This window comes from Oleiphilus sp. HI0123 (assembly GCF_001635315.1).
In genome coordinates this window covers 1-4,339 of record NZ_LWGE01001167.1, presented here as the reverse complement: position 1 = coordinate 4,339, position 4,339 = coordinate 1, and the positions used below count along the sequence as shown (strand labels likewise).

Annotated in this window: 5 protein-coding genes and 1 pseudogene; 4 read left to right on the top strand and 2 right to left on the bottom strand. The window is 42.4% G+C overall.

Annotated features, from left to right (window positions below; genetic code table 11):
* The first annotated feature begins 81 nt into the window (after positions 1 to 81).
* The 4 genes from A3761_RS29020 to A3761_RS12675 all read left to right on the top strand — a co-directional run bounded on the left by A3761_RS29020 (position 82) and on the right by A3761_RS12675 (position 2,973).
* Positions 82 to 849, top strand: a complete 768-nt coding sequence (locus tag A3761_RS29020; RefSeq protein WP_068553417.1) for a methyl-accepting chemotaxis protein — start codon at positions 82 to 84, stop codon at positions 847 to 849.
* 53 nt (positions 850 to 902) lie between these two features.
* Positions 903 to 1,469: a hypothetical protein gene (locus A3761_RS12685; protein ID WP_068553416.1), complete on the top strand. Its 567-nt coding sequence runs from the start codon at positions 903 to 905 to the stop codon at positions 1,467 to 1,469.
* Between the two features lie 54 nt (positions 1,470 to 1,523).
* The gene (locus tag A3761_RS12680; protein ID WP_068553415.1) at positions 1,524 to 2,531 is read left to right on the top strand and encodes a chemotaxis protein CheX; all 1,008 of its coding nucleotides are present in this window, start codon (positions 1,524 to 1,526) and stop codon (positions 2,529 to 2,531) included.
* Positions 2,532 to 2,604: 73 nt separating this feature from the next.
* Positions 2,605 to 2,973 carry a response regulator gene (locus A3761_RS12675; protein WP_068512332.1) on the top strand — a complete coding sequence of 123 codons (369 nt, stop codon included), beginning with the start codon at positions 2,605 to 2,607 and terminating at the stop codon, positions 2,971 to 2,973.
* A gap of 180 nt (positions 2,974 to 3,153) precedes the next feature.
* Here A3761_RS12675 and sucD read toward each other — a convergent pair whose 3' ends face one another.
* Complete coding sequence (sucD, locus tag A3761_RS12670; RefSeq protein WP_068512330.1) at positions 3,154 to 4,026, bottom strand: succinate--CoA ligase subunit alpha; 873 nt, start codon at positions 4,024 to 4,026, stop codon at positions 3,154 to 3,156.
* A pseudogene (gene sucC, locus A3761_RS12665) lies at positions 4,026 to 4,339 on the bottom strand (succinate--CoA ligase subunit beta); the annotation flags it as partial. The pseudogene sucC and the gene sucD, both read right to left, overlap by 1 nt.

The following is a 4,339-nucleotide window of genomic DNA, read 5'->3' as shown; positions in this document are numbered from 1 at the left end:
AGCAAGTTCAAAATATACTGCTAATATAATTTGTAAGCGTTTGATACCTTTCATATCCACCTAACTCAGATTTATAAGAAGATGACTGACAACAACACCCTTTTGTTTTCAATAGCTGCCTTTATTATTGGCAGTTTGATCACGTTTTTCGTGGTACGCACAAGAGCTAATAAGGCTATAGCCGCTATTAATGCTGATACAAACGCGCACCTGGATCAGATTACTCAGCTAGAGGAAAGTAACCAGACACTACAAGAACAATTAGATAGCGCTCTAGGTTCTGTTTCATCTTTTGAAGAACAAATCGGCGGCCTCAACAATCAGATATCTACCGTTCAAGATCAGCTCGAAAATGAAAAAGCAATTCTAGAGAATGAGTATCGCGCACAGATAGATGAACTAAATAGTACCTTCAACGCTGAGAAAGAAAGCCTTAGCTCTCAACTTACTCAAGTTGAAAAAGACCTGGCAGACCTTGCTGACCTACTTGTTACGTTCGAGCGCTGGCACGAAAGCCTAACCCAGCTCATGCTACATAATGCTGAGATGCACACGCAGAACCAGGAGTTTTTCAACATCGTTAAGCAGATTGTAATCCTTGCGCTGAATGCAGCTATCGAAGCTGCAAGAGCAGGCGAACACGGTCGTGGTTTTGCTGTAGTGGCTGACGAAGTTCGTAACTTGGCGATGCGAAGCCAAGAATTAAGTGAGAGCTATAAAGAAAATCTAAACAAGAATGACTTTTTGACCACCGCGACCTTCCAGGACATTCAGGCTAGCGGAAAAATGATACTGACCGATGTCTCGTCCACGACAGAGATTGTTAAAAATATGCTTAACCAGCTATAGAACAGCTGATAACAATGAACAGAACGAAACAAAAGTAAATTTTGGCCACGCATATGTTAGTAAATGAAGAATTCAAAAATGAAATAAAGCGCACCTTCAAAGCAAGTTTTGAAGAGTCAATAACTGCGGGGTCTGACCCTTCCCGCTGGTACATAAAAGAGCGCACAAATCTCGACAACCTTAACGAGGCTGAGTTCTACGTACTGACAATGTCCTCGCAGCTTTTCAGAATATTCGTACTGTTTCACTTTACTAAAAAGCCAGAAACAGAAAGCTTGATTTCAGAGACACTTAAGATTAACCAAAGCAATCTTGATGACGATAAGTTCTATGACTATCTCGGCGAAGTAGGTAATGCATTTTTAGGTGCCATTAAACGAGATATTGGTAAAGCAGTACCAAGCCTTGGCATGTCGACACCAAACCGATTAAGTAAAGATTGTTTAAAGTACATGAAGAGCTTGAATACAAATTTTGAATCTCATTCAGTTGCTGAATACGATGACCAAGCCCTCTTTTACGCGAGCGTTTATTTAGTTGCCGATGAAGAACTCGATATACGTATTGATAGACACTTGATTGAACAAGAAACCGATTCAGGCGAGTTAGAAATGTTTTAATTGCATCTATCCAATAAGAAGACGCAATAAAGATAGATTTAAGCAGGAGTAAAAATGAGCGAAACCACACAAATAGTCAGTAAAGTTTTGGTGCACGAATGTAATGATGATGCACTATCTGTACTCAAAGAAGTCTGCACCAAGCATAAGCTTGTCGGCCTAAAAGTTAGTACAGGCAATAATATGATCGGCATTAAAGATGCTTCGAACGAAATAGATGACGTACTAAAGTCTAACGTTGACCTCGGCGCAATATTTCTATCAGAGGATCCTGACCCGAACGGCTTCACCGGTTTAGATTTGTGCATGAAAATTCATCATACACGACCTGAACTACCGATTTTTCTTCGTAGAAGCAGCCTTACTGATACGCAAGACCTTGACCCTGATGTTCAGGAAGCAATTACAGGTGTTTATACACTTGAGACACCTGAAGCTCTAGACGAGCTAATCAGCTCATATGTGTGCAGCATGTACTATCCTATCGAGCTTGCACAGGGCATCCAGGATATTTCCTTAGATGCATTTGAGAACGTCATTAAAGGTACAGATATTAGTTGCGAGCAGCCCTATTTGGTTAAAGACCAAATCATTTACGGTGAGCTGTTTAGCCTTATACCTTTAGAAAGTGACTGGTGTCGTGGGTACATGATGCTACAGACTACTGAGAATGAGATATTGGAGCTTATTAGATCTGGACGCACTGATATAGACACAACACGCCCTGACTCTAGAGACACCAACTCGGTTCTCAATGAGCTGACAAATATGATTTGGGGCGGAATTAAATCCCGTTACTTCCATAGCGGTGAAAGCCCGGATGATGCGCAACGAACACAAGTACCGATCATTGTTAACCATGTACAAAAGCATATTTCTTTTGGTTCCACGGAACCTCAGCTATGCTTTAAATATACGCTTAACGACCCGGGCAGACGCTACCCAAATATTACCTTGTACCAGCGCCTGGTATTTAACCTAAGCTGGTCACCAGAAAAGTTCGCTGAAAGCGACAAAGCAGTTGATGATTTCGTAGATGGCGGAGAGTTAGAGCTATTCTAACCCCAGCGCATTTGCTTAAAATATTTTGAATTTATTTGAATAATAGTCTTTAGAGACAAACGAGGAAAAAAACATGGCTCAAATTCTTGTTGTTGACGATTCTGCAACCGTACGTAATGAAGTTAGCTCATTTATAAAAGGGCACGGCATGACAGTAGAAGTAGCCGTCGACGGTAAAGATGGCTTGGAAAAACTGAAGAAAGACCCAAGCATCAAACTAATTATCTCGGACGTAAACATGCCAAACATGGACGGTTTAACCATGGTTGAAAAAGTACGCGGAGAACTTGGTAACGCAACTGTAAATATTATCATGCTCACTACGGAGAGCGATCCACGCATGAAGCAGCGCGGTAAAGCTGCCGGCGTTAAAGGCTGGATTGTTAAGCCTTTCAAAGGTGACAATGTTGTTGCAAGTATTAAGAAGCTTGTTGGCGCTTAAGCAAACAACCTTATTGCCCCCCCTGAAAAGAGCGATTTATTCGCTCTTTTTTTTGCCTGCGAATAAAAGCAATGAGCCAAGACTGTACTTTATAATGGATACAAAAAAGGCGGGATAGATTAACTCTACCCCGCCCTTTAAAGACTAACTTAAATCGTTAATCTCGCTAATAGCGATATCCTACCAGCCAGCTTTTTCTTTCAGCGCTGAACCAATATCCGCTAGAGAACGAACAGTCTTCACACCAGCTGCCTCGAGTGCAGCGAATTTCTCATCAGCTGTACCCTTACCACCAGCGATGATCGCCCCAGCATGCCCCATACGCTTACCAGCAGGCGCTGTAACACCCGCTATATACGACACAACAGGCTTTGTTACATTAGCCTTGATGTACTCAGCTGCTTCTTCCTCAGCAGTACCACCAATTTCACCAATCATTACAATAGCTTCTGTCTGGGGGTCGTTCTGGAACATTTCCAAAACATCAATAAAGCTAGTACCTGGTACTGGGTCACCACCAATACCTACGCAACTTGACTGACCGAAGCCTGCATCAGTTGTTTGCTTAACCGCTTCATAAGTCAAAGTACCTGAGCGAGAAACAATACCAACCTTTCCTGGTAGGTGAATGTGACCAGGCATGATACCGATCTTAGTCTCTCCTGGGGTGATAACACCAGGACAGTTTGGTCCAATCATACGAACGCCAGCTTGATCAAGCTTAACCTTCACATCAACCATATCCAAAGTAGGAATGCCTTCAGTAATGGTAACGATCAGCTCGATACCTGCATCAATCGCCTCTAAAATCGCATCTTTACAGAAAGGTGCTGGAACATAGATAACCGTAGCCGTCGCACCCGTAGCTTCAACCGCTTCGCTAACAGTGTTGAATACTGGAAGACCAAGATGAGTCTGACCACCCTTACCCGGACTTACACCACCAACCATTTGCGTGCCATATGCAATAGCTTGCTCTGAGTGGAAAGTACCTTGCCCACCAGTAAAACCCTGACAGATAACTTTTGTATCTTTATTAATTAAAACTGACATTATTTACCCTCCGCTGCAGCGACAACTTTTTCTGCAGCATCTGTCAATGATTCTGCCGCGATAATATCCAAATCAGAGCTAGCAAGCACTTCTCTGCCCGCTTCAGCATTTGTACCTTCAAGTCGTACGACAACTGGTACTTCAACACCTACTTCTTTAACTGCACCGATAATACCTTCAGCAATCATGTCACAACGTACAATACCACCAAATATATTAACCAATACTGCTTTTACATTGTCGTCAGACAAAATAATTTTGAATGCTTCTGAAACACGTTCTTTCGTCGCACCGCCACCAACATCCAAGAAGT